This is a genomic window from Bradyrhizobium betae (assembly GCF_008932115.1).
Taxonomy (GTDB): Bacteria; Pseudomonadota; Alphaproteobacteria; order Rhizobiales; family Xanthobacteraceae; genus Bradyrhizobium; species Bradyrhizobium betae.
In genome coordinates, this window is record NZ_CP044543.1 from 2,878,360 (window position 1) to 2,905,229 (window position 26,870).

A 26,870-nucleotide genomic window follows, 5' to 3' on the forward strand; every position below is an offset into this window, starting at 1 on the left:
AAAGCGCGCCGCCCGAGAACAGATTTGCCCAAAGCCGGTCTTTTCCAGCATGGAACGACTATTGCCAGAGAATGGCGGGTGACAGCGCCTGTCACCTCTTATATCCGGTGAGACATGGACAGTGTTGCGACTGAGCAAAAGCCAGAGGTTGATGATCGCTTCGACACCGCGCGGATCACCGCCGCGGTCGACGCGCTCGCCGAAAAGCACCAGGGACGTGAGGACGCATTTCGCACGGCCATGGCGCAATTGCTCAAGGCCGAGCTGATCGCGGCGCGGGACGTCGCGCAGGCGATCCTGCTCAAAGACCGTCACGGAAGGCACTGTGCCGAGCGGCTATGCCACGTGCAGGACGAGATCATCCGCATCCTCTATTCGGCGGCGACGCGTCATCTCTATCGCTCGCCGATCCCGAGCGGGGCCGAGCGCATGGCGGTGGTCGCGACAGGCGGCTATGGCCGCGGCCTGATGGCTCCCGAGTCCGACATCGATCTCTTGTTCATCCTGCCCTACAAGCAGACAGCCTGGGGCGAGCAGGTCGCCGAAGCCATCCTCTACTGCCTCTGGGACATGGGGCTGAAGGTCGGCCACGCCACGCGCTCGGTCGACGAGTCGATCCGCCAGGCGCGCGGCGACATGACCATCCGCACCGCGATCCTGGAGACGCGCTTCCTCACCGGCGACCAGCCGCTCTATGACGAACTTGTCGAGCGCTTCGACAAGGAAGTGGTGCAGGGCACGGCGTCCGAATTCGTCACCGCAAAGCTCGCCGAGCGCGAGGAGCGGCATCGCCGCGGCGGCCAGTCGCGTTATCTGGTCGAGCCCAACGTCAAGGACGGCAAGGGCGCGCTCCGCGACCTGCACACGCTGTTCTGGATCGCGAAATACGTCTACCGCGTGCGCGACACCGACGAGCTGGTCGAGCGCGGCGTGTTCGACGCGCAGGAATATCGCACCTTCCGCCGCTGCGCCGATTTCCTCTGGTCGGTGCGCTGCAATCTGCATTTCTACTCCGGCCGCGCCGAGGAGCGCCTCTCCTTCGACCTCCAGCGCGAAATCGCGGTCCGGCTCGGCTACACCTCGCATCCCGGCATGCAGGACGTCGAACGCTTTATGAAGCACTACTTCCTGGTCGCCAAGGAAGTCGGCAACCTCACCGCCATCCTCTGCGCCAAGCTCGAGGACCAGCAGGCCAAGCCCGCGCCTGTGCTGAGCCGGATGATGGCACGGCTGCGCCCGACCCAGGTGAAGCGGCGCGTGCCCGACAGCGACGACTTCATCGTCGACAACAACCGCATCAACGTCGCCGCGCCCGACGTCTTCAAGCACGATCCGGTCAATCTGATCCGCATCTTCCGCCTGGCGCAGAAGAACAACCTCGCCTTCCATCCGGACGCGATGCGCGACGTGACGCGTTCGCTCGGCCTGATCAACGCGCAAATGCGCGAGAATCCCGAGGCCAACCGGCTGTTCATGGAGATCCTGACCTCCGACAACGCCGAGATCGTGCTGCGGCGGATGAACGAGACCGGCGTGCTCGGCCATTTCATCCGCGCCTTCGGCAAGATCGTCTCGATGATGCAATTCAACATGTATCATCACTACACGGTCGACGAGCATCTGATCCGCTGCGTCGGCTTCCTGCAGGACATCGAGCGCGGCGGCCTCGACGAGTTCGCGTTCGCTAGCGACCTGATGCGCAAAATTCGTCCCGAGCACCGCGCGGTGATCTACATCGTGACGTTGCTGCACGACATCGCCAAGGGCCGGCCCGAGGATCACTCGATCGCAGGCGCCAAGGTGGCGCGCCGGCTGTGTCCGCGGCTCGGCTTCAGCGCGGCCGACACCGAGCTCGTGGCCTGGCTGATCGAGGAACACCTCACCATGTCCACGGTCGCGCAGTCGCGCGACCTCTCCGACCGCAAGACGATCGAGAATTTCGCCGCCGTGGTGCAGTCGGTCGAGCAGATGAAGCTGCTGACGATCCTCACCACCGCCGACATCCGCGGCGTAGGTCCGGGCGTGTGGAACGGCTGGAAGGCGCAGCTTCTGCGCTCGCTCTATTACGAGACCGAGCCGGTGCTGACGGGCGGCTTCTCGGAAGTCGATCGCGGCAAGCGCCTCACGGCCGCCTATGCCGAATTCCGCATGGCCTTCGCCGAATGGCCGGCGGACGAGCTCGATGCCTATATCGGCCGGCACTATCCGGCCTACTGGCTCAAGGTCGAGCTGCCGCGCAAGATCCGCCACGCCCGCTTCGTCCGCTCCAGCGAGCAGGCCGGCCACAAGCTCGCGATCAATGTCGGCTTCGACGAGGTGCGCGGCGTCACCGAGCTGACGATCTTCGCCGCCGACCATCCCTGGCTGCTGTCGATCATCGCCGGCGCCTGCGCATCGGCGGGCGCCAACATCGTCGATGCGCAGATCTACACCACGACCGACGGCCGCGCGCTCGACACGATCTCGATCTCGCGGGAATACGACCGCGACGAGGACGAGGGACGGCGCGCCACACGTATCGGCGAGATGATCGAGGACGTGCTGGAAGGCAAGCTGCGCCTGCCGGAAGTGGTGGCGCGGCGTACCGTGCGCAACAAGGCGCGGCCGTTCGTGATCGAGCCGGAAGTGACCATCAACAACCAGTGGTCTGACCGCTACACCGTAATCGAGGTGTCCGGCCTCGACCGCCCCGGCCTGCTCTACGAGCTGACCACTGCGATCTCGAAACTCAACCTCAACATCGCCTCGGCCCATGTCGCGACCTTCGGCGAGCGCGCCCGCGACGTGTTCTACGTCACCGACCTCCTGGGCGCGCAGATCAACGCGCCGACGCGGCAATCCGCGATCAAGAGCGCGCTGACCCATGTGATGGCCGGCGACAAGGCGGTTGCGGCACCGGCGGCGTGAGATAGGGTAGCGCGCCTTTCTCCCCTCGTCATTCCGGGGCGCCGCGCAGCGGCGAACCCGGAATCCAACGGGGCGCTGGTGACGCGGATAAATGGATTCCGGGCTCGCGCCGCGCGCGCCCCGGAATGACAGAGACTTAAATCTCCACCCCCTCATGCCGCAGCAGCCAGCGCTTTCGCTCCAGCCCGCCGCCGTATTTCACCAGCGAACCATCCGCGCCGATCAGGCGGTGACACGGCAGCACCACGCTGATCGGGTTGGAGCCGTTGGCATGGCCGACGGCGCGAATGGCCTTGGGCGTCTCGATCCTTGCGGCAAGCGCGCCGTAGCTCATGGTGGTGCCGGCAGGGATTTTCGCCAGCGCGGTCCAGACTTTCTGCTGGAACGGCGTGCCGGCGGTGCGCCACGGGACACCTGAGAGCTGGCCGAGATCGCCTTCGAAGTATCCGGACAGAGCAGTCTTCATCGCCGTCGGAGCAGGCTGATCATTCAGATCGACCGCACCGTAGTGCAGGCGCAACAGCTCGCGCATGCGGTGCTCGTAGTCGTCCCAATCGAGCGCGCGCAAGGCACCCTCGGCATCGGTGACGAGCAACGCGATCCCGATCGGCGTCGCCAGGCGATCGAGGCCGAAGCTGACAGGCGGTTTGGCTGATCGCGCGGGCATGACGGCACCATGGCATCGAGACACGGCATCGCACTTGCCATGCCGGGCGTGCTAACGTCCACCCGAAAGCTGACGCTTTTTGGGGGAGCTCAACTTGGTTCTGATCGCCAATATCCTGGTGGCGCTGATCGCCGCACTGCACGCCTACTTCCTGATCCTCGAGATGTTTCTCTGGGACAAGCCGCTGGGCTTGAAGACCTTCCGCAACACGCCGGAGAAGGCCGAGACCACGAAGGTGCTGGCCGCCAATCAGGGCCTCTACAATGGCTTCCTTGCCGCCGGCCTGATCTGGGGTCTGGTGCATGGCAACCCGGCCTTCGCGTTCCAGATCAAGGCGTTCTTCCTGCTCTGCGTGATCGTGGCCGGCGCTTACGGTGCCGCGTCCGTCAGCACGCGTATCCTGATCGTGCAGGCACTGCCGGCGGCAATCGCGCTGGTTGTCCTGTTCCTCGCTTAAGGTTCTTTGCCTGAGACGCTAGAGCGCAGCGCCGCGATCCTTGCGCGGCACTCCACCTTCCTCCACAATCTTCGGCAGCGATGGCGACCGTTGGCAATCAACGGGAAAAGACCGTCGACCGGAAAATTCCGTCAGGAGGAACAACCCAACATGAGCAATCGCAGAGCTTTCGTAGCTGCCACGGCGGCGCTCGCCTTCGTGTTCTCCACCGGCCCAACCCTCGCCCAGAAGAAATACGACACCGGAGCCAGCGACACCGAGATCAAGATCGGCCAGACCGTGCCGTTCTCCGGGGCCTATTCGGTCTATGCCAATATCGGCAAGACCCAGGCGGCCTACTTCAAGATGATCAACGATCAGGGCGGCATCAACGGCCGCAAGATCAATCTGATCCAGTATGACGACGCCTATTCGCCGCCGAAGACCGTCGAGCAGGTGCGCAAGCTCGTCGAAGGCGACGAGGTGCTGTTCACCTTCCAGATCATCGGCACGGCCGCCAACGCCGCCGTGCAAAAATATCTCAACGGCAAGAAGATCCCGCAACTGCTGGCCTCGACCGGCGCCGCGCGCTTCAACGATCCGCAGAACTATCCCTGGACCATCGCCTACAATCCCAACTACGTGTCCGAGGGACGGATCTACGCCAAGTACATTCTCAAGGAGCATCCGAACGCCAAGATCGGCGTGCTCTACCAGAACGACGACATGGGCCGCGACTACCTGGCGGGCCTGAAGAGCGGTCTCGGCGACAAGGCCGCCAGCATGATCGTCGGCGAGGTCTCTTACGAGGTCACCGATCCGACCGTGGACTCGCAGGTGGTGAAGCTGAAGTCGCTGGGGGCCGATCTTTTCTATGATGCCTCGACGCCGAAATTCGCGGCGCAAGCCATCAAGAAGGTCGCCGAGCTCGGCTGGAACCCGGTGCACATCCTCGACATCAATGCGAGCCCGATCTCGGCGACGCTGAAGCCGGCCGGCCTCGACATCTCCAAAGGCATCATCTCGACCCAATACGGCAAGGAGCCGAGCGATCCGCAATGGAAGGACGATCCGGGCGTGAAAGCGTTCTTCGCCTTCATGGACAAGTATTTCGCGGAAGGCGACAAGCTCAACACGGTCAACACCTATGCCTATTCGGTCGCCGAGCTGCTGACGCAGGTTCTGAAACAGTGCGGCGACGACCTGTCGCGTGAGAACGTGATGAAGCAGGTCGCCAACATCAAGGACTTCACCCCGAGCTTCGCGCTGCCCGGCATCAAGATCAACACCGGGCCGAACGACTACCGCGTCAACAAGCAGATGCAGATGATGAAGTTCAACGGCGAACGCTGGGAGCTGTTCGGACCGATCATCGAGGATTCGGGCCCGTCGGGTTAGTCTCGCTTCGTAGCGTGGGTTAGCTCGCGGTCGCGCAAAGCGCGATCCGCGGGCGTAACCCACCCTACCAAGGACGGGCGTCCGCCCACCTTGCGTTGCACCAACGCCTCATCCACACTCGCCCTCAGCGATGGCATCGGACGCACCGTGCGCCCGGCAGACCATCGGCCATAACAAACTGAGGAAATTGCGAATGAGGAATGGAATTCTGCACCTGGCCGCGGCAACGGCGCTGGGCCTGGCGCTGTCGGTGTCCGCGGCCAATGCCCAGAAGAAATACGATCCGGGCGCCAGCGACACCGAGATCAAGGTCGGCCAGACCATGCCGTTCTCGGGACCGGCGTCGGCCTATTCGTCGATCGGCAAGACCCAGGCCGCATATTTCAAGATGATCAACGACCAGGGCGGCATCAACGGCCGCAAGATCAATCTGATCCAGTATGACGACGCCTATTCGCCGCCGAAAGCCGTGGAGCAGATCCGCAAGCTGGTCGAGAGCGACGAGGTGCTGCTGACCTTCCAGATCATCGGCACGCCCGTGAACGCGGCGGTCCAGAAATATCTCAATTCCAAGAAGGTGCCGCAGCTGTTCGCAGCCACCGGCGCCTCGAGGTTCACCGATCCGAAGAACTTTCCGTGGACGATGGGCTTCAATCCGAACTACTTCGTCGAAGGCCGCATCTACGGTCAGTACATCCTGAAGGAGCATCCGAACGCCAAGATCGGCGTGCTCTATCAGAATGACGACCTCGGCAAGGACTATCTGAACGGCATCAAGGCCGGCCTCGGCGACAAGGCCGCCAAGATGATCGTGACCGAAGCGTCCTACGAGGTCTCTGATCCGACCGTCGACTCGCAGGTCCTCAAGATCAAGGACGCCGGCGCCGATCTGTTCTTCAGCGCGACAACACCGAAGCAGGCTGCGCAGGCGATCAAGAAGATCGCCGAGATGGGCTGGCATCCGGTGCAGATCGTCGACATCAACGCCACCTCGGTCGGCGCCGTGCTGAAGCCCGCCGGCCTCGATGCCGCCAAGGGCCTGATCAGCGTCAATTACGGCAAGGAACCGCTGGATCCGAAGTGGAAGGACGATGCCGGCATGAAGCGCTATTTCGACTTCATGGCGAAGTACTATCCTGATGGCGACAAGGACTCGAACTTCAACACCTACGGCTACAGCACGGCGCAGCTCCTGGTCCACGTGCTGAAGCAATGTGGTGACAACCTGACGCGCGAGAACGTCATGAAGCAGGCGGCGTCGCTGAAGGACGTCGTCAGCGACACCGCGCTGCCCGGCATCAAGGCCAACACCTCGCCGACCGACTACCGCGTCAACAAGCAGCTTCAGATGATGAAGTTCAACGGCGAGCGCTGGGAGCTGTTCGGCCCGATCCTGGAGGATGCCGGTCCAGCGGGTTAGTTCTTGCCTGATCTTGAAATGCGATCGGCGGTCCATCGGCCGCCGATTTTTTTCGGGCTTCAACCAATCCATCACCGTTACCCTGAGGTGGCCGCCTCTTCGGCGGCCCTCGAAGGGCGACGGCCCGGCTGGTCGCCACGCGGAGACATCCAGGCCGTACATCCTTCGAGGCTCGCAAGGGCTCGCGCCTCAGGATGACGGGTGGAGACCGGCGTCTACTGCGGTATCTCCCCAAAATTCTTCCCCACCGGCAGCACCGCGTGACGGATCAGCCGCGAATCCTCGACGGCAGCCTGCCGGTGCTTCACCGCTTCGCGGTAGACGGGATCGCGGATCATCTCGACGAAGGCTTCGACGCTCGGGTATTCGGCGATGAAGCAATGGTCCCAGCGCTCGTCCTGCGGGCCGATCAGCATCAGCTCGAACCTGCCCTGCCAGACTATGCGGCCGCCGAGGCGTTCGAACACCGGGCCGCTGTCGCGGCCATAGGCGGCATAGGCTTCAGCGCCGCTGGCCTTGCGGCCGTCAGGGTAGGCCGCCTCCTTGCGCAAGCGGACCAGGTTGAGCATGTGGATCGGGCCCGGGCGGTTGTTGTCCCGGAATTGTGCGAAGACGTCCTTGGTCGGATCGATGTGGCCCATGCGGCTCCCTCTTGTTCTATGTGCGCGATCCTAGTCCTGCGGCCCAGGAAGCGGAACTGCGGCGGGCGAATGCCGCACCTCCTAATCGCGCGTTAACGTCCGGGTAACCGGGCCTTAAACAGCGACCGCTAGCGTGCGGCGGGGCGGGCTGACCGGGCGTTTCGCGTATGGGGTTGGGAAAGAAAAAGGCTGGGCGGAAGGAGCCGTTATTCGGCTTGCCTGCTGCGCTCGCCGATCTGCGCCTGACTGCGGCGGATCGCATCCCCAACGCCGATGACAAGCCGAAGAAGCCCGCAAAATCATCCGCCAGGCGCAAAAAGGCTGAAGAACCCGACGACGAGCCGCCGCGCGAGCGCAAGGCATCGGCTGGCCGCAGCGGCGCCAAGCGCCGCTCGAAATCATGCTTCGGTGCCGGCCTCGGCCGCCTGGTCTATTGGGGCGCGGTGCTGAGCTTGTGGGCCGTGATCGCCGTGGTCGGCGTCGTGGTCTATGTCGGCGCGCATCTGCCGCCGATCGACTCGCTGGAAATCCCCAAGCGGCCGCCGACGATCCAGATCGTCGGCCTGGACGGCAGCATGCTGGCGCAGCGCGGCGAAATGGCCGGCGCCAACGTCTCGCTGAAGGACCTGCCGCCGTATCTGCCGAAGGCTTTCATCGCCATCGAGGACCGCCGCTTCTATTCGCATTTCGGCATCGACCCGGTCGGCATCCTGCGCGCCCTCGTCACCAACGTGCTCCATCGCGGCGTGTCGCAGGGCGGCTCGACCTTGACGCAGCAGCTCGCGAAAAACCTGTTCCTGACCCAGGAGCGCACCATGCAGCGCAAGCTGCAGGAGGCAGAGCTCGCGATCTGGCTGGAGCGCAAGCATTCCAAGAACGAGATCCTGGAGCTCTATCTCAATCGCGTCTATTTCGGCTCGGGCGCCTACGGCGTCGAGGCCGCGGCGCAGAAATATTTCGGCAAGCCGGCGAAGAACGTCACCGTCGCCGAAGCCGCGATGCTGGCCGGCCTCGTCAAATCGCCCTCGCGCCTTGCGCCGAACCGCAATCCGGAAGGCGCGGAAGCGCGCGCGAAGATCGTGCTGGCGGCGATGGCGGATGCGAAGTTCATCACCGACGCACAGGCGCAGGCCTCGATCGGCCAGCCCTCCTACAATGTGAAGCCGGCCGGCGCCGGCACGGTCAACTACGTCGCCGACTGGATCGGTGAAGTGCTGGACGATCTCGTCGGCCAGATCGACGAGAGCATCAAGGTCGAGACCACGATCGATCCGAAGCTGCAGGGCGTGGCGGAAGCCGCCATCATCGACGAGCTCGCGGCCAAGAGCGTGAAGTTCAACGTCAGCCAGGGCGCGCTGGTGGCGATGACGCCTGACGGCGCGGTCCGCGCCATGGTGGGCGGGAGGAACTATTCCGACAGCCAGTACAACCGCGCGGTGACCGCCAGGCGCCAGCCGGGCTCCTCGTTCAAGCCGTTCGTGTACCTGACCGCGCTCGAGCAGGGTCTGACGCCGGATACCTTGCGTCAGGACGCGCCGATCGAGGTCAAGGGCTGGAAGCCCGAGAATTACACCCATGAATATTTCGGCGCGGTGACGCTGACGCAGGCGCTGGCGATGTCGCTCAACACGGTCGCGATCCGTCTCGGCCTCGAGGTCGGGCCGAAGAACGTGGTGCGTACCGCGCACCGGCTCGGCATCTCCTCGAAGCTCGAGCCCAACGCCTCGATCGCGCTCGGCACCTCGGAAGTCTCGGTGGTCGAGCTGGTCGGCGCCTATGCCCCGTTCGCCAATGGCGGCTTCGCGGTGACGCCGCATGTCGTGACACGGATCAGGACGCTCAGCGGCAAGCTGCTCTACATGCGCCAGCCGGATGAGCGCAACCAGGTGGTCGAGCCGCGCTATGTCGGCATGATGAACGCGATGATGCGGGAGACGCTGATCTCAGGCACCGCCAAGAAGGCCGAGATCCCCGGCTGGCCGGCCGCCGGCAAGACCGGCACCAGCCAGGATTATCGCGATGCCTGGTTCATCGGCTACACCGCTAACCTCGTCACCGGCGTCTGGCTCGGCAATGACGACAACTCGCCGACCAGGAAGGCAACCGGCGGCGGCCTGCCGGTCGAAGTCTGGACGCGCTTCATGAAGACGGCGCACGAGGGTGTGCCGGTGGCGAACCTGCCAAGCTCGCCAGGTGGCTGGGGCCTCTCGAACCTCGCGCAGGCGGCCTCGCAGGTATCGCCGCCAACGGTGGCCACGCCCGGACCGGCGCCGGTCAACAATGGCGGCGGCTATCGCCCGCCCCCACGCGCGCCAATGCGCGGCCGGAAGCGGCGGCGGGGCTCGATGGCTGGCTGATGGACCGGCTGTTCGGCGGGAATCGGTAGGCCGTTGCTGGGGGCCTCACGACAAAACTGCGAAAACAACCCCATGCACAGTAGGCGACGGTTGCGCGCGTGATGTGAGGTGGATCGTTCGAAGCGCTTGAAGCGACAAGGCGAATGACGCGCGCGGCGCGACCGTCGCGAAATGTTGCGAGAATCGAGCGAGGCGCGCTGATGGTGCCCACACTCAGCTGTCATTCCCCGCGAAGGCGGGGAATCCAGTACGCCGCGGCGTCTTGATCCAATCACTACGGCCTCTGGGATACTGGATCGCCCGCCTCCGCGGGCGATGACAGCATCAAATGGCGAAGCAGCGAGCCCTAATCCTCGATCCCGTACCGGTGCAGATCGTTGCCGTAGGTGTCGAGCCACTTCTTGGCGCGCTCCATCGACGGGCAGACCTTGCCGCAGACGCGCCAGAACTTCGCCGAGTGGTTCATCTCGACGAGATGGGCGACCTCGTGGGCGGCGAGATAGTCGAGCACGAAGGGCGGCGCGAGGATCAGGCGCCAGGAGAACGACAGCGAGCCCGCCGAGGTGCAGGACCCCCAGCGGCTGGACTGGTCGCGGATCGAGAGCCGCTTGACCTTGACGCCGAGCTCGGCGGCATACGCGTCAGCCGAGCGCTGAAGATCGTGACGCGCCTCGCGTTTGAGGAAGTCATGGACGCGACGGTCGGCATGTTCAACGCCGCCGGCGACGCAGAGAATGCGTTCACCGCTATCGCGCACCTCGGTCCACACCGTGCCGCGCGTGCCGGCGCGATGAACGATGCGATGGGGGACACCGCGAAGCGGTATCACTGTGCCAGGCTGGAACGGCGCGGCCTTCGGCAAGCGGCCGAGACGTGCCGCAATCCATGCGCCGTGACGCTGCGCGAAGTCCTTGGCTTCAGCCAGAGTGCCGCGCGGCGGGATGGTCAGGATCGCCTCGCGGTCGCTCGGATGAATTCGAAGCGTGTAACGGCGTGCGCGGCGATGCCGGCGTAGCCGAATCGCGAATAATTGCGACCCGTGGGTGATCACGAGGGCCTTCGGTTCGTGGGGCCGACGATAGAGGAGTGCGCGTGTGGCCATGTCTGTCAGTCCGGGGAGCAGGAGTTCGCCCGGATTCTGCCATAACCGCCGCCAGGGAAAGCGCTCGGCGCAAAAACAAATCATTTGCCCAATATACAGGGGTTCTGGCGTCCGGGAGACCCTACAGACTGGGGTTGGAACCCCGATTTTTCGCCCCCGCTGGACGCATGCGGCACCCCCAAGGGGTGAGGCCTGACTCACTCCTATAAAGCTACCTAAATACCTCGAATCTGGCGGGTTCCGCTGTCTGCCGGAGGCTCCGGCAGAACCCGAATTTTCGACGGGAAAGCCGAAAAACGGAGTTATTCGGCTGCAAGCGCCTGCAACGAGCTCGGATTCGCTGCGGAGACCATGAAGTCGTGGATCCTCGGCACGATTTCCGACTTGAAACGCGATCCGTTGAACACGCCGTAATGTCCGACGCCCTTCTGGACGTAATGAACGCGGCGATGATCGGGAATCGAGCTGCACAATGTGTGCGTTGCTTCGGTCTGACCGAGACCCGAGATGTCGTCGTTCTCACCTTCGACCGTCATCAACGCCACGCGCGTGACCTTGGAGGGATCGACGCGGGTTCCACGATGGGTCATCTCGCCCTTCGGCAGCGAGTGCTTCACGAACACGGTGTCGACCGTCTGCAGGTAATATTCGGCGGAGAGATCCATCACCGCGAGATATTCATCGTAGAATTCACGATGCTTGTCGACGAGATCGCCGTCGCCCTTCACCAGATTGGCGAAGAGCTGCTTGTGGGCATCCATGTGCCGGTCGAGATTCATGCTGATGAAGCCGTTCAGCTGCAGGAATCCCGGATAGACGTCGCGCATCATGCCCGGATGCGGAAACGGCACCTTGGTGATGACGTGGTTGCGGAACCAGTCGATGCCGCGCTCCTGGGCGAGGTTGTTCACCGCGGTCGGATTGCGGCGGGTGTCGATCGGACCGCCCATCAGCGTCATCGAGGTCGGCACGAAGGGATCGCGCCGCGCTTCCATGATCGAGACGGCGGCGACGACGGGCACGGAAGGCTGGCACACCGCCAATACGTGCGTGTTGCCGCCGAGAACGTGCAGCATTTCGATGACATAGTCGATGTAGTCGTCCAGATCGAAGCGGCCTTCGCTGAGCGGCACCATGCGGGCATCGGCCCAATCGGTGATGTAGACCTCATGCGCCGGCAGGAGGGCTTCGACCGTGCCGCGCAGCAGCGTCGCATAATGGCCGGACATCGGCGCCACGATCAGCACGCGCGGCTGCGGGCTGCGCAGCGGACGGGTGAACTTGCGATCGAAGTAGAGGAGGCGGCAGAACGGCTTTTCCCAGACGGAGCGAACCTCGACGGGAACGCGGATGCCATTGACCTCGGTGTCGTCGAGGCCCCATTCCGGCTTGCCGTAGCGGCGCGTGGTGCGCTCGAACAATTCGCAGGCCGCGGCGACAGACTTGCCGACCTCGGTGCGCGTCCAGGGATTCAACGGATTCTGAAACAGGAGCTTGGTCGCGTCGGTGACCGCTCGTGCCGGATTGAGAGAGGCGTGGGCCATCTCGTACATCCAGTACATCGGTGTCGTCAGGACCGGACTGCCTTCAGCCGCCAGGGGCGGCGCGCCGCCAAACTCACCAATAGGCATCGCTATATTCCTCTTCGCATCGCAGCATACTGCCGAATGCGTAATATTGCGTCAATGCATGGTTCCGTACATCTACGTAGCGTAGACGGTTAAACCAGCATGAATCCACGATAAAGTGACGTTATTCGCCGCCCGACAGCAGCGAGCCATTCTTCCTGGCGCTGCGCAAAAGGGCAAGGAATGCCCAAAAAGAAGCAACCAGCAGCACCGCATTGATGGCTAACGCCTCCAGCATCAGATCGATCCGGAAGGTCTGCTCGATCAGCAGCGCACGCATTCCTTCGAACACGTAAGTCGGCGGCAACGCCCAAGCGACATACTGCAGCCAGGCCGGCAGCACGCTCACCGGATAATAAATGCAGGCGAGCGGCATGATCGCGAACATCAAGGTCCAGACGATGCTCTCGGCCCCCAGGCCGTTGCGCAACACCAGACCTGACACGAAGATGCCGACCGACCAGCTCATGAAGATCAGATTGCAGAAGAACGCGATCAGCGGCAGGCCGAGGCCGTAGACGTTGAAGTGAAACAGGACCAGCGCGAGCAGCGTCATCGGGATGACGCCGATCGCGAGCCGGATCAGGCTCATCACCATGAGCGACAGCAGAAACTCGATCGGCTTGAGCGGGCTCATCATGAGGTTGCCGAGATTGCGCGCCCACATCTCCTCTAGAAACGAGATCGAGAAGCCGAGCTGCCCGCGGAACAGGATGTCCCAGAGGATGACTGCGCCGATCAGCGTGCCGCCGGCGCGCGCGAAGAAATTGGAATTCTCGGCGATGTAGTACTGGATGAAGCCCCAGGTGATGACCTGCAGCGCCGGCCAGTACAGCAGCTCGAGCAGCCGCGGCCAGGACGACATCAGCAGATACCAGTAGCGCAGGATCATCGCGCCGATGCGGTGAAGGGAGATGCCGTGGTGGAGGGAGAGGTCGGTCATGGGCGCACCGGGCAGCCTGATTGTAAGCCGTCATCCCGGGGCGCGACATAGTCGCGAGCCCGGGATCCATAGCCACAGGATTGAATTTGGCGAAAACTCGGGGTTACGAGTCTCGCCCCATAGCCACCGCCTGTGGTTATGGATTCCGGGCTCGCGCTCCGCGCGCCCCGGAGTGACGGGGCTTCACTCGGACTGCGATGGCAACACGAGAGCTCGCTCATCTCGCCTCCTCCTTTGCCCCGTTCACCCGGCCGCGGGCGACGTCCAGGAACACTTCCTCCAGCGTGGTGCGGTTGTAGCGGGCCATGATGGCTTCCGGCGTGTCGTCGTCCTCGATGCGACCGCGCTTCATGATGATGACGCGGTCGCAGAGCCGCTCGACCTCGAGCATGTTGTGCGAGGCCAAGAGGATGGTGGCGTTGTTCTCCTTGCGATAGCGCTCCATATGCGCCCGCACCCAGTCGGCGGTGTCGGGGTCGAGCGAGGCGGTCGGCTCGTCCAGCAGCAACAGCTCGGGGTGGTTGATCAGCGCCTTGGCCAGCGCGACACGGGTCTTCTGGCCGGCGGAGAGCTTGCCGTTGGCGCGGTCGATGAAATCGGTGAGGTCGAGCTCGTCGGCGAGCTCGGCGATGCGATCGGAGAGATTCTTCACCGCATAGAGTTTGCCGAACACGGTGAGGTTCTGGCGTACCGTGAGCCGCATCGGCATGTCGACATAGGGGCTCTCGAAATTCATCCGCCCCAGCACGGATGCGCTTTCCTCGGGCATCGCTCGCCCGAGCACCCTGACACGGCCGGAGGTCGGCAGCACCAGGCCCATGATCATCGCGATGGTGGTGGTCTTGCCGGCGCCGTTGCCGCCCAGAAGTCCGGTGATGCTGCCGCGCGGGAGCGAAAAGGAGATATCGTCGACGGCGCGGGTCTGCTTGTAGACCTTGACGAGGTGATCGACCTCAATTGCCGCGGAGGAGCTGCGCTCCGCGACAGTCGGCGGACTTGAAGCTTTGTCGTTCCCGGTCATGCTGGGGCGTTCTTCTGCTATTGCAGCGGAGAGCGCAAGGCTTGTAATCCGGGTGGTTCCGCGAGCCCCGCGTTTGTGACCGAGAAGGCACCGCCACATTGGCCGACATGACCGAAATTGCCGCCTCCGACTTTCGCCCTGCGCAGCGGCATATCCGCCTGGACACGATCCTGCGGCTGCGCTGGCTCGCGGTGCTCGGCCAGCTCGCCGCGATCTTCATCGTGGCGCAGGGGCTGGAGTTCAACGTCGAGATCGTCCCCTGCGTCAGCATCATCGCCCTGTCGGCGGCGCTCAATTTGGCACTCCAGACCGTGTCCAATCCGCTGCAGCGTCTGGAGCCGATGCAGGCGGCCGGACTGCTGGCGCTGAACATCATCGAGCTGGCCGCGCTGTTGTTCTTCACCGGCGGACTGCAGAACCCGTTCTCGTTCCTGTTCCTCGCGCCCGTACTGATCTCGGCCACCGCGCTGCCGGCCCGCTTCACCTTCGGGCTCGGCGTGCTCGCCGTCGCCTGCGCCTCGGTGCTGTTCTTCTACCATTTCCCCCTGCCCTGGGATTCCGACGATCCGCTGGTGCTGCCGCCGATCTATCTGTTCGGCGTCTGGCTCTCGATCGTGCTCGCGATCGGCGTCACCAGCCTCTACTCGTTCCAGGTCACCGAGGAGGCGCGCAAGCTCGCCGACGCGCTGGCCGCGACCGAGCTGGTGCTGACGCGCGAGCAGCATCTGACCCAGCTCGACGGCCTCGCCGCCGCCGCCGCGCACGAGCTCGGCACGCCGCTTGCGACCATCTTCCTGATCTCGCGCGAGCTCGAAAAGACAGTGAAGGATCCGAGCTTCGCCGCCGACCTGAAAACCCTGCGCGAACAGACCCAGCGCTGCCGCGAGATCCTCAGCAAGATCACCCAGCTCTCCTCCACCGGCGCGCCGTTCGACCGCATGAAGCTGTCGGAGCTGATCGAGGAGGTGGTGGCGCCGCACCGCGATTTCGGCGTCGACATCAAGGTGCGGATCGCGGTCGCCGTGGCGGCCGAGCCGGTCGGCTCGCGCAACCCGGCGATCCTGTACGGCGTCGGCAACATCGTCGAGAACGCGGTGGATTTCGCCCGCAGCACGGTCGAGGTGAATGCTTGGTGGAACAAGGACAACATCGAGCTCGTGATTTCCGATGATGGTCCCGGCATTCCGCCCGACATCCTCAACCGGATCGGCGAGCCCTATCTGTCGCGGCGGCGCACACTGGATGAGGGCGGCGGCGAACAGCGCGGCCTCGGCCTCGGCGTGTTCATCGCGCGGACCTTGCTGGAACGCACCGGCGCCAAGGTCTCGTTTACCAACCGGACCTTTCCGGAACACGGCGCGGTGGTCCAGATCACGTGGCCGCGAGAGCGTTTTGAGGCTATCGAGACGCTCGAAGAAACAATAGGATAGACCGCGACCTTGCGTCGCACGACAGGGCCGATCGACTATTGGCGGCCTTGGCACCGCTTGCTTGCGACGCCATATGTAGATGTGCAGGACAAAGGACAACACCTTGAACGCCATCGCCGAACTGAACGAACAGACCGACCGCTCGCTTCTCATCGTGGAGGACGACAAGCCGTTTCTGGAGCGGCTGTCGCGCGCCATGGAAACCCGTGGTTTTGCGGTGACGTCGTGCGACACGGTTTCGGATGGTCTTGCGCAAATCGGCAAGGCCGCGCCGGCATTCGCCGTGGTCGATCTTCGCCTCGGCGACGGTAACGGCCTCGACGTCGTCTCCGCACTGAAGAAGAAGCGCCCCGAAGCCCGCGCGATCGTGCTGACCGGCTACGGCAACATCGCGACCGCCGTCACCGCGGTGAAGATGGGTGCGATCGATTATCTCTCGAAGCCCGCGGATGCCGACGATGTCGTCGCCGCATTGCTGTCGACCAGCACCGACAAATCCGAGCTGCCGGCGAACCCGATGTCGGCGGACCGCGTCCGCTGGGAACACATCCAGCGCATCTACGAAATGTGCAACCGCAACGTCTCGGAGACGGCGCGGCGGCTCAACATGCACCGCCGTACCTTGCAGCGGATTTTGGCGAAGCGCGCGCCGAGGTAAAGTTCGGCAATCACGACTCCCTCCCCGTCACCCTGAGGTGTTCGCCTCTTCGGCGAGCCTCGAAGGGCGACGGCCCGGCTGCATCCCGGCCGTGCATCCTTCGAGGCTCCCGGCGCGATGCTCCGCATCGCACCACTCGTACCTCCAGCGACAACCGCTCCGCGGTTGCGCGGGGATGACGGAGTGAGGTTCCGGTTTCGCCGCTACTCCCAAAACTCCGCATGCCCCTGCGGATCGACCAGCCGGTTGATCCGCAGCGCCGCGGCCATTCCAAACCGCACCGTCATCTGCTTGCGCGTCGCGGCTGCGATCTTGTGCTCGGGCGCCTCGCACTGCAGATGCGCGCCATAGGCGTCGGCGATGATCAGGCCGGTTCCTTCCGGAAAGATCTCGCACGGCAGATCCTGCGTGAAGGCGAAGAACAGCCGGTCGCAATGGGCGCGGTATTCGTGCCACTTCTGGTCGGCGCGCAGATCCTCGACCGAAGACTTGATCTCGACGATCCAGATCTCGCCGCGCTCGTTCAGCGCCACAAGGTCGGCGCGACGGCCCGACGGCAGCGGCAATTCGCTGATGCAGGTGAAGCCGAGCGAGCGCAACAGCCGCGCGGTGCCGCGCGCGATCGCCAGCGCCGTCTCGGACTGGCGACGGTCCGGCGGCGGCACGAGCGCGATGTTGCGGGCGGGGTTGTCCATGGCGGCAGTTTAGCCGATTCCACAGCGTGCGCCCATCGTTCAGTCCGGCACGAATCTTTTGCTTGGCCATGGGCCAAAAATCGGCATTGTGGCGCCATGACCGAGCAAAATGACGCACAATCCAAGGCCGGCGCGATCATCGTTCCCGTGACGCTGTTCGAGCAGAACTGCACCATCATCTGGGACGAGCCCGGCAAGAAGGCCGTGGTGATCGATCCGGGCGGCGACGTGCCAAAGATTCTGGAGGCGATCAAGCAGACTGGCGTCACCGTCGAGAAGATCTGGCTGACGCACGGCCATATCGACCATGTCGGCGGCGCGGCGGAATTGCGCGATGCGCTCAAGGTGCCGATCGAGGGCCCGCATGTCGCGGATAAATTTCTGCTCGACAACGTCGTCGAGAGCGGCGCGCGCTTCGGCATGACCGGCGGGCGCAACTTCGCGCCGGACCGCTGGCTGGAGGAGGGTGACACCGTCGAGATCGGCGGCTTGTCATTCGACATTCTGCACTGTCCCGGCCACTCGCCCGGCAGCGTGGTGTTCTTCAACAAGGATCTACGTTTCGCCCATGTCGGCGACGTCTTGTTCGCAGGCTCGGTCGGGCGCACCGATCTGCCCGGCGGCAGCCACGCCACGCTGATCAATTCGATCAAGACCAAGCTGCTGCCGCTCGGCGACGATGTCGGCTTCATCTGCGGCCATGGCGCCGGCTCGAGCATCGGCCAGGAGCGGATGACCAATCCGTTCATCACCGGCGAGATGTGAGACGTCATTCGGCGGCGGAGCGAGAACGACGCATACGTCATTCCGGGGCGCGCGATAGCGCGAGCCCGGAATCCATAACCACAGGAAGATGTGGTTACGGGGACTCGGAGTTGCGCCCGTGCGCCTAACTTTGTCCTGGGGTTATGGATCCCGGATCTGCGCGCGCTTACGGCGCGCTTGTCCGGGATGACAGCGGAGTGTGTCGCGCGCTTGGGAGCGACGAGCTATTTCATCAGCCCCGCGGCGGTCAGCGCGCGGGTGATGATCTGACCGATGTCCAGGCCGCGGGATTGCTCGGGCTTCGGTTCGGCGGCCTCGTCGGCGACCGCCGAGCGGATCGAGCGGGCCAGATGCGGCGCGGGTGAGCGTGCCGGCTGCGGTGCAGGCTTTGCCTCCGCCTTCTTGCTGGCTACGTCCGCAATCCAGCCGGTGAGACCGAAGAATTTCGCGATGTGATAGGACGAGGAGATACCGGCCTCGATCAGGAACGCACCCTCGACGCCATAGCGCTGGTCGTTGTCGGCGAGCCCAAGCGGCGTGCCGTGCGCCATGTCGGTGATGGCGTAGGACTCGACCAGCGTCTCGCCGTCCTTGTTCCACCAGGCCTGGCGCGGATAGCCGTCGACGATCGTTTCCGCCATCGGCGCCGCCGGCAGATCGTGCAGGTCGAGCCACTGCTTGACGATCTCGTTGGCGTTGCCGGGATTGACGGTGCGGTCGGCGCTGCCATGCCAGACCGACATCTTCGGCCAGGGCCCGCGATGGTCCGACGCGCGCCGCACGAAATCGCCGAGCTCGCGCTCGGGCCGCGCCGGCGAATGAAACATGCCGTCCAGCGCCTCCCGCAGATTCGAGGCGATGCCGTAGGGCAATCCGGCAATGACCGCGCCGGCCGCGAAGACTTCCGGATAGGTCGCGAGCATCACCGACGTCATGCCGCCGCCGGCGGACAGGCCAGTGATGAAGATGCGCTTCGGATCGATGCGATGAGCCTCGGCCATATGCGCGATCATCTCGCGGATCGAACGCGCCTCGCCGCCGTCGCGAACGGTGTCTTCCGGGTTGAACCAGTTGAAGCAGGTGTTGCCGTTGTTGGCGCGCTGCTGCTCGGGCATCACCAGCGCGAAGCCATAATGCCGGGCGAGCGTCGACCAACCCGCGCCGAGATCGTAGGCCGCGGCAGTCTGGCCGCAGCCATGCAGCACGACGACGAGCGCGCGCGGCTTCTGCCATTGCGCCGGCACGAATGCGAACATGCGCAAATTGCCGGGATTGTCGCCGAAACCGGTGACTTCTTCCAACGGACTGGACGCGGCCGCGCTGCGGCCGAACTCGGCAAAGCGCAGACCATCCACCTTTGGCAGATGTCTCAGGAAATCGAGATTTTTGGCGAGAGACACGGCAACTCCTGGCAGGTGACGTTCAACGTCCACCCCAGCCAGATAGTTGCTGCAGTGCAAAATAAAAAGACCGTGTGCTGTCGGTCACCGTGGAATCGCGGGAATCCCGCGGAAATTCGTACGTATTAACCGCAATGCCTCAACTTCGTGCAGATGCGCGGCGCGTTCGCGGCGGAAATGCGGGCGAGATCGCGATCAACGCAGCAAACGGCACGGGTGAAACGACAAGACCTGCGCGCGCTGATTGCAGAGATTCGATCACAAAGGACACCTGATGCGACGGCAAGGAGAGGGAGAAGACAGGCGCATGCCTGCATTCCGTAACGCGGGACACCGCGCGATTGCGTTCGCTGTTTCCAGCACGTAGCCTCGCCGCACAACAAACAGAAAATGACAGCCGGAGAGACCGCCATGGCGCGCCTGAAATTCGGAGCCTTCCTTGCCCCGCATCACCCGATCGGGGAGCATCCGATGCTTCAGTTCCGGCGCGATCTCGACCTGGTCGAGCAGCTCGACGCGCTTGGTTATGACGAGTTCTGGTGCGGCGAGCATCATTCCTCCGGTTGGGAGATGATCGCCTCGCCCGAGATGTTCCTGGCGGCGGCGGGCGAGCGCACCAAGCGGATCAAGCTCGGCACCGGCGTGGTGTCGCTGCCCTATCACCATCCCTACAACGTCGCGCAGCGCATGGTGCAGCTCGACCACATGACCGGCGGCCGCGCCATCTTCGGCTCCGGCCCCGGCGCGCTGGCCTCCGACGCACATACGCTCGGCATCGACCCGATGACGCAGCGCGACCGCCAGGACGAGGCGATCGGCGTGATCCGCCGCCTGTTCAACGGTGAGCGCGTCACCGCCAAGAGCGACTGGTTCACCATGAACGACGCCGCGCTGCAGATCCTGCCGCTGCAGGAGGAGATGCCGTTCGTGGTGGCGTCGCAGATCTCGCCCTCCGGCATGACGCTCGCCGGCAAATACGGCATCGGCATCATCTCGCTGGGCTCGATGACGACGCAGGGCCTGATGTCGCTGCAGCAGCAATGGCAGTTCGCCGAGGACGCCGCCAAGAAGCACGGCACCACCGTCGATCGCGCGAACTGGCGCGTGCTCTTGACCTTCCACGTCGCCGAAACCCGCGAGCAGGCCCGCAAGGAGGCCGGCGCGGGGCTGATGCGCTGGCACAACGAATATAATGTCGGCACGCTGAAGCGGCCGGGACTGACCGCATTCGCCTCACCCGACGAGGCCGTGGACAAGACCGCGTTCGTCGAGGGCGCCGCATCCGTCATCGGCACGCCTGACGATCTCGTCAAGATGATCAAGAACGTGATGCAGGTCTCCGGCGGTGTCGGCGCCGTGATCGGCTTCGTGCACGACTGGGCCAATCCGGAAGCCACGCGCCGGAGCTGGGACATGGTGGCCCGTTATGTCGTGCCGGAGATCAACGGCTATACCGACGGCCTGCGCCGGTCGCAGAAATTCGTGATCGAGAACCGCGCGATCTTCGAGCGTGCGGGACAGGCCGTGATGGCCAAGATCATGCAGAACGAGAAGGCCGCCGAGGCGCTGAAGGTGACCGGCCCCGGCCGCGTCGCGATTCCCGCCGTCAACGCGCCGGATCTGCAGAAGGAAGCGGCCAAGCGATAGGCCCGTCGTCCCGGGATTATGCTATGTAGGCACGGCCAACCAGAGCAATCGTCATGTCGATGCAGAATATGGCCGCGCCTGAGCTTCCCTACACCGCGCCGAAGCGCAACGAGCTGACGCACATCCCCGGCGACGAGGGCTGGCCGATTGTTGGCAAGACCTTTCAGGTGCTCGCCGATCCCAAGGGGCACATCGAAGCGAACGCCGCCAAATACGGCCCGGTCTACCGCACCCATGTTTTCGGCGAGACCAATGTCGTGCTGCTCGGGCCCGAGGCCAACGAGCTCGTGATGTTCGACCAGCAGAAGCTGTTCTCCTCGACCCATGGCTGGAACAAGGTGCTCGGGCTGCTGTTTCCGCGCGGCTTGATGCTGCTCGATTTCGACGAGCACCGGCTGCATCGCAAGGCGCTGTCTGTCGCGTTCAAGTCCGGGCCGATGAAATCCTATCTGTCCGATCTCGACCGCGGCATCGCCGCGCGCGTCGCGCAGTGGAAGGCGAACCCGGGCGAGATGCAGCTTTATCCGGCGATGAAGCAGCTCACGCTCGATCTCGCCGCGGCGTCCTTTCTCGGCGCCGATATCGGCCCGGAGGTCGACGAGATCAACCGCGCCTTCGTCGACATGGTCGCCGCCGCCGTCGCGCCGATCCGCCGCCCATTGCCGGGCACGCAGATGGCGCGCGGCGTGGCGGGCCGCAAGCGCATCGTCGCCTATTTCCGCCAGCAGATTCCGCTGCGGCGCGGCAATCATGGCGGCGACGACCTGTTCTCGCAGCTCTGCCGTGCCACCCATGAGGATGGTGCCCTGCTGTCCGAGCAGGACATCATCGACCACATGAGCTTCCTGATGATGGCGGCGCACGACACGCTGACCTCGTCGCTGACCTCCTTCGTCGGCGAGCTCGCCGCCAATCCGGACTGGCAGGACAGGCTGCGGGCGGAAGTTCTTGCGCTCGGGCTTGCGCCGGGTGCGCCGAGCAGCTTCGACGATCTCGAAAAAATGCCGCTGTCGGAAATGGCGTTCAAGGAGGCGCTGCGGATCAAGCCGCCGGTGCCCTCGATGCCGCGCCGCGCGATGCGCGATGTCACCTTCAGGGGATTTACGATTCCCGCCGGCACCGCGGTCGGCGTCAATCCGCTCTACACGCACCACATGAAGGAGATCTGGCCGGAGCCTGATCGCTTCGATCCCTTGCGCTTCACCGAGGAAGCCCAGCGCAACCGCCACCGCTTCGCCTGGGTGCCGTTCGGCGGCGGCGCGCATATGTGCCTCGGCCTGCACTTTGCCTACATGCAGGCCAAGTGCTTCGCGCGGCACTTCCTGCAAAACCTCGAGGTCTCGCTGGAGCCGGGCTACAAGCCGGACTGGCAGATGTGGCCGATCCCGAAGCCGCGGGATGGGCTGAGGGTACGAGTGAAGGCGGTGCAGGTTTCGTAGGGTGGGTTAGCCCCGGGCTGCGCGAAGCGCAGTCCCTTGGCGTAACCCACCTCTTTAGTTTCCGCAGAGACAGAAGCGGTGGGTTACGCCAGCGACTGCGCTTCGCGCACCCGCCGTCTAACCCACCCTACGCATCTCTTTCTTGGCACCTACGCCCCCTGATCGAATGCATTTCGCAAGGCCGCTAGGCCCTGCTGCTGCTGGCTCCAGTTGCGGCCGCCGGTGATGGCGCCGTCGATGACGAGGTCGTGGCCGTTGATGAAGCTGGATTCGTCGCTCGCCAGGAACACCGCGGCATGGGCGATGTCGTCGGGGATGCCGGCGCGCGGGATCGGCTGGGCGGTCTTGTAGACGTCGCGCATCACCGCCGGCGTCTTCTCGGCAGCTTCCGTCGACAGGCCCAGCGCTTTGCCGAAAATGCCGGTCGCGATCGCACCGGGCGAGACCGAATTGACACGCACATTGGACTCGCCGAGCTCCATCGCCACGCATTTGGTGAGGTGGATCACCGCCGCCTTGGCCGCGCCGTAGACGACGGACGAGGAGAAGCCGGCGAGGCGGCCGGCAATGCTGCCGTTGTTGATGATGCTGCCCGACCCCTGCTTCTTCATGAAGGGCGCGGCGTGCTTCATCCCGAGCATGACGCTGCGCACCAGCGTCGCCATCGCCGCGTCGAAGCGCTCGACCTCGAGGGCTTCGATGCCGCCGGTCTGCGCCGGACCGCCGGCATTGTTGAAGAGGCAGTCGATCCGGCCGAACTTCTCCACCGCGAGCGCGACCAGCGCCTGCATCTGCGCCTCGACCGTCACATCGGTCTGGCGGAAGACGCAGTTGGCCCCGAGCTGCTTCGCCAGCGCTTCACCCTCCGGTATACGCCGCCCCGCGATCACAATTTTGGCACCTTCGGCAACGAAGACTTCCGCAGTGCGCAATCCGATCCCGCTCGTCGCGCCCGTGATCACCGCAACCTTGCCGTCAAGCCTGCCCATGGAATCTCCCTGTTCTTGAACGATTTGATGCCAAATGGCCGACACCGATCGATGACGGCGCTGCGACAGTCGGCGCCGCGACGCTCACTATTCCTGCGGGCTATCGACAAGGCAAGCTTTGCTTGAGCATGCGACATGCGTAACATCCTCGTCCACCTCTCGATTTCCGAGCGCATCTTGCAACCGGGCGGCGCATGCAGAAGCTGATCGATGAATTCCGCAACGGCTGGCAGGGCGAGGCACCACCCTCGCTCGCGCTGAGCATCGCTTTCGCGGTCACCTGCCTGCTGGTCGCAACGCTGACGCGCTGGGGTCTCGCGCATGTGCGACCGGACGTCTACTTCACGCCTTACTTCCCGGCCGTGTTCTTCGCCGCGGCGTTCGGCGGCTTGCGGATCGGCATCATCACCGCGCTGGTCGGCGGCGTGCTCGGCGTCGTCGTCAATTTCGGCGATGCTTTTGCGGATCGGTCCCGGTTCACCCTGCTGACGCTGTATTGGTGCGTCTGCGCCCTCACCATCTGGGGCGTCGAGCATTATCGCACGATGCTGACGGAGCAGCGCCGGATCTCCAGGCGCCTGATCGAGGAAGAGGACTATCGCAAGCTATTGGTCGACGAGCTTCAGCACCGGCTGAAGAACAAGCTGTCGACGGTGCATGCCGTGCTGCATCAGGTGCTGCATGACGAGCCGCAGGTCTGGGCCCGGATCGACCCCCGGCTGCGTTCTCTGGCCACGACCGACGATTTGATCTCGCGGATCGACAAAGCGGGCTGCGACATCCGCGATCTGCTGATCGCGGAGCTCGGGCCTTACGGCCATGTCCGCTTCACCCTCAATGGCGACCGGCTGTTCCTGCCGCCGAAGCTCGCGGTCACGCTGTCACTGATGTTTCACGAGCTCGCCACCAACGCCGGTAAATATGGTGCGTTCTCCGCACCGTGCGGATTGTTGCAGGTGTCATGGACCGTCAGCGGCGACCGGCTGACCATTACCTGGGACGAGACCGAAGGCCCGAGCATCGGCCAGGTGTCGGCGCCGGGTTTCGGCACCAAATTGCTGAAGTCCGCGCTATCGGCCTTCGACGGCAAGACCGAGGTCTCGTATCTGGCGACCGGCCTGCATTGCATCATGCAATGCCGCATCCCGCCAAGCGGCTAGACCCGGCACAAGCGAAACAGAACCGCCCGCTCCGCTCGCGGTTTCGCAAGCGGCGTTGACCCTCTGTTAATGACGATCGGGGGCACGCGTCGCATCGCCGCAAGTTTCCCCCGAAACACCCTCGTATTTCTGCGGAGCCCTTAACCAAACCTAAGAGGGAACCGCGCAAGATCGTGCCCATTGCAAAGGCGCGCTGAAACAACAAGATTCATGACTTCTATGAACGACAACAGGTATTCCGGCGCGAGCGAAGCCGAACTCGGATTTCTCAAGGAAATCGTTAGAATGCTGCCGGCCGGCCTGACCGTGCAGGACGCACAAGGCGAGCTTCTGCTGGTTAACGATGTCGCGGCCGCCCAGCTCGGCATGGACGGCAGCCGCCCCTCACCCGATCTCGCACAGCGCCGGGAAGCCTGCCAGCGGGCACTGACCGCCGGCCAGGCTGTCGTCACCGAGGAAGCACTTCACGACGGCGCCGCGCGCCAGGTGCTGCTGACCACACATCGTCCGGTCCGCCTTGCCGGACGCGAGCTCCTGATCTCGGCCTCCTCTGATATCACCGAGCAGAAGAACTTCGAGGACCAGCTGTTCCGCTCGGCCTATTTCGACGAGCTGACCGGCCTTCCCTCGCGGCGCGTGATCGAACATCGCGCCAACAGCTTGCTGGCGCGCGAGGGCAACGGCGGACGCTTCGCGCTCGCTTTTCTCGACGTCGACAATTTCAAGCACATCAACGACTATTACGGCCACGCCGTCGGCGACGCGCTGCTGGTCGAGCTGTCGAAGCGGCTCGGGCGCGACTTGCGCGAATCCGACATGCTCTCGCGCATCTCCGGCGACGAATTCCTGCTGCTGCTCTCGCCGATCCAGAGCCAGGAGGAGGTCGCCGAATTCATACAATCGACGCTGGAGCGGCTGACCGCGCCTTTCTTCATCGACAATTCGGAGGTCTTCGCCTCCACCTCGGTCGGCATCAGCCTCTATCCCGACCACGGCCGCAGCTTCGAGACGCTGCGCCAGAACGCCGACATCGCGATGTACCGCATCAAGAACGGCGGCAAGGGATCGGCGGCCTTCTTCGACTCCAGCATGGAGCGCGAGGCCCTGGCGCGGATGAAGATCGAGCAGTCGCTGCGGCTCGCCATCCTGGAAAAACGCTTCTGCTGCGCGTTCCAGTCCAAGGTCGACATCAGGACGCAGGCGGTCAAGGGTATCGAGGCGCTGGTGCGGCTGCGCGACGACGAAGGCGTGATCCAGGCGCCGGGCTCGTTCATCAACCTGGCCGGCGAGCTCGGGCTGATCGACGAGCTCACCCATCTCGTGCTGGCCGAGATCGTCAAGTCGATCGACCTGATCAACGACACCTTTGGCGCGGAAGCCACCATCAGCATCAACGTCGCCGCCAAGCAGGCCGGCAATCCGGAATTCATGCGCAACTTCGCGCAGGCGCTGGAGGACACCGGCTTTCCGCAGCGCTTCATGATCGAGGTGACCGAAGACGCATTCGTCGCCAAGAGCCATTTCCAGTCGGAAATCCTGCCGATGTTCCGCAAGCTCGGCGTCGGCATCTCCATCGACGATTTCGGGACCGGCTATTCCTCGCTCTCGGCGCTCGCCGACATCACAGCCGACGAGATCAAGATCGACCGCTCCTTCATCACCGACATCCATAAGCGCCCGCGCAGCCAGGGCATCCTGCGCGCCATCGAATCCCTGAGCGAGGCGCTCGGCATGACCGTGATCGCCGAAGGGCTCGAATCCTACGAAGAGCTCGCCTATCTCCAGGCCGCGACCAAGATCCGCTACGCCCAGGGCTATTATTTCGCCCGGCCGATCTTCCTTGAGGAGCTGAAGCTTGCCACGCCCGCCTCGAGCGAAGCACGTGGCAGCGTCGCCAGCCGCCCGCTGCAGCAGAACCGCCAGGGCTATTCACGGGCGAACGGGTATCGGCGGTAGGGCGACAGCGGCGCAACAATCTCGCTGTCGTCGCCCGGCTTGACCGGGCGACCCAGTACGCCGAGACGGTTGTGGTTGAACCGGTACGCCGCGGCGTACTGGATGCCCCGGTCAAGCCGGGGCATGACAGCGGTGGGGGCGGCTCGCAACTCCAACGCCCATTTCCCCCTTTGAAATCGCTACCCTTTTGCTAATACAGGCGGACTTCCCC

At 64.2% G+C, this 26,870-nt stretch carries 20 protein-coding genes and 1 pseudogene; 12 read left to right on the plus strand and 9 right to left on the minus strand.

Annotated elements, in window-relative coordinates; genetic code table 11:
• Positions 1–114: 114 nt before the first annotated feature.
• Positions 115–2,907, plus strand: coding sequence for a [protein-PII] uridylyltransferase (locus F8237_RS13775; protein ID WP_151645453.1), 2,793 nt, complete (start codon positions 115–117; stop codon positions 2,905–2,907).
• A 136-nt stretch (positions 2,908–3,043) separates the two neighbouring features.
• Here the strand turns inward: F8237_RS13775 and F8237_RS13780 are convergent, their stop codons facing one another.
• The gene (locus F8237_RS13780; protein ID WP_151645455.1) at positions 3,044–3,574 is read right to left on the minus strand and encodes a methylated-DNA--[protein]-cysteine S-methyltransferase; all 531 of its coding nucleotides are present in this window, start codon (positions 3,572–3,574) and stop codon (positions 3,044–3,046) included.
• Between the two features lie 100 nt (positions 3,575–3,674).
• Here F8237_RS13780 and F8237_RS13785 point away from each other — a divergent pair, with 100 nt between their 5' ends.
• The 3 genes from F8237_RS13785 (at position 3,675) to F8237_RS13795 (ending at position 6,828) form a co-directional block, all read left to right on the plus strand.
• A complete protein-coding gene (locus F8237_RS13785; RefSeq protein WP_201280208.1) occupies positions 3,675–4,031 on the plus strand; it encodes a DUF1304 domain-containing protein in 357 nt (118 codons plus the stop codon).
• Between the two features lie 150 nt (positions 4,032–4,181).
• A complete protein-coding gene (locus tag F8237_RS13790) occupies positions 4,182–5,408 on the plus strand; it encodes an ABC transporter substrate-binding protein (protein WP_151645457.1) in 1,227 nt (408 codons plus the stop codon).
• 193 nt (positions 5,409–5,601) lie between these two features.
• Positions 5,602–6,828, plus strand: coding sequence for an ABC transporter substrate-binding protein (locus tag F8237_RS13795; RefSeq protein WP_162006047.1), 1,227 nt, complete (start codon positions 5,602–5,604; stop codon positions 6,826–6,828).
• Between the two features lie 215 nt (positions 6,829–7,043).
• Here the strand turns inward: F8237_RS13795 and F8237_RS13800 are convergent, their stop codons facing one another.
• Positions 7,044–7,469, minus strand: coding sequence for a DUF1330 domain-containing protein (locus tag F8237_RS13800; RefSeq protein ID WP_151645461.1), 426 nt, complete (start codon positions 7,467–7,469; stop codon positions 7,044–7,046).
• Between the two features lie 167 nt (positions 7,470–7,636).
• Here F8237_RS13800 and F8237_RS13805 point away from each other — a divergent pair.
• Positions 7,637–9,855: pseudogene (locus tag F8237_RS13805) on the plus strand (transglycosylase domain-containing protein).
• 317 nt (positions 9,856–10,172) lie between these two features.
• Here F8237_RS13805 and F8237_RS13810 read toward each other — a convergent pair.
• The 4 genes from F8237_RS13810 to F8237_RS13825 form a co-directional block, all read right to left on the minus strand.
• Positions 10,173–11,012, minus strand: a complete 840-nt coding sequence (locus tag F8237_RS13810; protein WP_151645463.1) for a M48 family metallopeptidase — start codon at positions 11,010–11,012, stop codon at positions 10,173–10,175.
• A 218-nt stretch (positions 11,013–11,230) separates the two neighbouring features.
• Complete coding sequence (locus tag F8237_RS13815) at positions 11,231–12,559, minus strand: polyhydroxyalkanoate depolymerase (protein ID WP_151645465.1); 1,329 nt, start codon at positions 12,557–12,559, stop codon at positions 11,231–11,233.
• Between the two features lie 121 nt (positions 12,560–12,680).
• On the minus strand, positions 12,681–13,499 hold the full coding sequence (locus F8237_RS13820; protein ID WP_151645467.1) for an ABC transporter permease: 819 nt from the start codon (positions 13,497–13,499) through the stop codon (positions 12,681–12,683).
• Between the two features lie 217 nt (positions 13,500–13,716).
• Positions 13,717–14,520, minus strand: coding sequence for an ABC transporter ATP-binding protein (locus tag F8237_RS13825; RefSeq protein ID WP_151645469.1), 804 nt, complete (start codon positions 14,518–14,520; stop codon positions 13,717–13,719).
• 107 nt (positions 14,521–14,627) lie between these two features.
• Between F8237_RS13825 and F8237_RS13830 the strand changes: the two genes are divergently transcribed.
• Both F8237_RS13830 and F8237_RS13835 read left to right on the plus strand, forming a co-directional pair.
• Positions 14,628–15,950 (plus strand): ActS/PrrB/RegB family redox-sensitive histidine kinase, encoded by a 1,323-nt coding sequence (locus tag F8237_RS13830; protein WP_151645471.1) that lies wholly within the window; start codon positions 14,628–14,630, stop codon positions 15,948–15,950.
• Between the two features lie 103 nt (positions 15,951–16,053).
• Positions 16,054–16,608, plus strand: coding sequence for an ActR/PrrA/RegA family redox response regulator transcription factor (locus F8237_RS13835; RefSeq protein WP_151645473.1), 555 nt, complete (start codon positions 16,054–16,056; stop codon positions 16,606–16,608).
• A gap of 203 nt (positions 16,609–16,811) precedes the next feature.
• Here F8237_RS13835 and F8237_RS13845 read toward each other — a convergent pair whose 3' ends face one another.
• Positions 16,812–17,303 carry an MmcB family DNA repair protein gene (locus F8237_RS13845; protein WP_151645477.1) on the minus strand — a complete coding sequence of 164 codons (492 nt, stop codon included), beginning with the start codon at positions 17,301–17,303 and terminating at the stop codon, positions 16,812–16,814.
• Positions 17,304–17,399: 96 nt separating this feature from the next.
• On the opposite strand from F8237_RS13845, the gene F8237_RS13850 reads away from it, so the two are divergent.
• On the plus strand, positions 17,400–18,068 hold the full coding sequence (locus tag F8237_RS13850) for an MBL fold metallo-hydrolase (protein WP_151645479.1): 669 nt from the start codon (positions 17,400–17,402) through the stop codon (positions 18,066–18,068).
• Between the two features lie 224 nt (positions 18,069–18,292).
• On the opposite strand, the gene F8237_RS13855 is transcribed toward F8237_RS13850, so the two are convergent.
• Positions 18,293–19,468: an extracellular catalytic domain type 1 short-chain-length polyhydroxyalkanoate depolymerase gene (locus F8237_RS13855; protein ID WP_162006048.1), complete on the minus strand. Its 1,176-nt coding sequence runs from the start codon at positions 19,466–19,468 to the stop codon at positions 18,293–18,295.
• Positions 19,469–19,879: 411 nt separating this feature from the next.
• Between F8237_RS13855 and F8237_RS13860 the strand changes: the two genes are divergently transcribed.
• A complete protein-coding gene (locus F8237_RS13860; protein WP_151645483.1) occupies positions 19,880–21,115 on the plus strand; it encodes an LLM class flavin-dependent oxidoreductase in 1,236 nt (411 codons plus the stop codon).
• Between the two features lie 53 nt (positions 21,116–21,168).
• Complete coding sequence (locus tag F8237_RS13865) at positions 21,169–22,554, plus strand: cytochrome P450 (RefSeq protein WP_151645485.1); 1,386 nt, start codon at positions 21,169–21,171, stop codon at positions 22,552–22,554.
• Between the two features lie 149 nt (positions 22,555–22,703).
• On the opposite strand, the gene F8237_RS13870 is transcribed toward F8237_RS13865, so the two are convergent.
• Positions 22,704–23,543, minus strand: a complete 840-nt coding sequence (locus tag F8237_RS13870) for an SDR family NAD(P)-dependent oxidoreductase (protein WP_151645487.1) — start codon at positions 23,541–23,543, stop codon at positions 22,704–22,706.
• Between the two features lie 194 nt (positions 23,544–23,737).
• On the opposite strand from F8237_RS13870, the gene F8237_RS13875 reads away from it, so the two are divergent.
• Both F8237_RS13875 and F8237_RS13880 read left to right on the plus strand, forming a co-directional pair.
• Complete coding sequence (locus F8237_RS13875; protein WP_151645489.1) at positions 23,738–24,703, plus strand: sensor histidine kinase; 966 nt, start codon at positions 23,738–23,740, stop codon at positions 24,701–24,703.
• A gap of 219 nt (positions 24,704–24,922) precedes the next feature.
• Positions 24,923–26,659: a putative bifunctional diguanylate cyclase/phosphodiesterase gene (locus tag F8237_RS13880; RefSeq protein ID WP_162006049.1), complete on the plus strand. Its 1,737-nt coding sequence runs from the start codon at positions 24,923–24,925 to the stop codon at positions 26,657–26,659.
• The last annotated feature ends 211 nt before the right edge of the window (positions 26,660–26,870 follow it).

Excerpts from the sequence above, each read along its gene's own strand:
- F8237_RS13775 (WP_151645453.1), top strand. The coding sequence starts at position 115 with ATGGACAGTGTTGCGACTGAGCAAAAGCCAGAGGTTGATGATCGCTTC.
- F8237_RS13780 (WP_151645455.1), bottom strand. The coding sequence starts at position 3,574 with ATGCCCGCGCGATCAGCCAAACCGCCTGTCAGCTTCGGCCTCGATCGC.
- F8237_RS13790 (WP_151645457.1), top strand. The coding sequence starts at position 4,182 with ATGAGCAATCGCAGAGCTTTCGTAGCTGCCACGGCGGCGCTCGCCTTC.
- F8237_RS13795 (WP_162006047.1), top strand. The coding sequence starts at position 5,602 with ATGAGGAATGGAATTCTGCACCTGGCCGCGGCAACGGCGCTGGGCCTG.
- F8237_RS13800 (WP_151645461.1), bottom strand. The coding sequence starts at position 7,469 with ATGGGCCACATCGATCCGACCAAGGACGTCTTCGCACAATTCCGGGAC.
- F8237_RS13810 (WP_151645463.1), bottom strand. The coding sequence starts at position 11,012 with ATGATTTGTTTTTGCGCCGAGCGCTTTCCCTGGCGGCGGTTATGGCAG.
- F8237_RS13815 (WP_151645465.1), bottom strand. The coding sequence starts at position 12,559 with ATGCCTATTGGTGAGTTTGGCGGCGCGCCGCCCCTGGCGGCTGAAGGC.
- F8237_RS13820 (WP_151645467.1), bottom strand. The coding sequence starts at position 13,499 with ATGACCGACCTCTCCCTCCACCACGGCATCTCCCTTCACCGCATCGGC.
- F8237_RS13825 (WP_151645469.1), bottom strand. The coding sequence starts at position 14,520 with ATGACCGGGAACGACAAAGCTTCAAGTCCGCCGACTGTCGCGGAGCGC.
- F8237_RS13830 (WP_151645471.1), top strand. The coding sequence starts at position 14,628 with ATGACCGAAATTGCCGCCTCCGACTTTCGCCCTGCGCAGCGGCATATC.
- F8237_RS13845 (WP_151645477.1), bottom strand. The coding sequence starts at position 17,303 with ATGGACAACCCCGCCCGCAACATCGCGCTCGTGCCGCCGCCGGACCGT.
- F8237_RS13850 (WP_151645479.1), top strand. The coding sequence starts at position 17,400 with ATGACCGAGCAAAATGACGCACAATCCAAGGCCGGCGCGATCATCGTT.
- F8237_RS13860 (WP_151645483.1), top strand. The coding sequence starts at position 19,880 with ATGGCGCGCCTGAAATTCGGAGCCTTCCTTGCCCCGCATCACCCGATC.
- F8237_RS13865 (WP_151645485.1), top strand. The coding sequence starts at position 21,169 with ATGTCGATGCAGAATATGGCCGCGCCTGAGCTTCCCTACACCGCGCCG.
- F8237_RS13870 (WP_151645487.1), bottom strand. The coding sequence starts at position 23,543 with ATGGGCAGGCTTGACGGCAAGGTTGCGGTGATCACGGGCGCGACGAGC.
- F8237_RS13875 (WP_151645489.1), top strand. The coding sequence starts at position 23,738 with ATGCAGAAGCTGATCGATGAATTCCGCAACGGCTGGCAGGGCGAGGCA.
- F8237_RS13880 (WP_162006049.1), top strand. The coding sequence starts at position 24,923 with ATGAACGACAACAGGTATTCCGGCGCGAGCGAAGCCGAACTCGGATTT.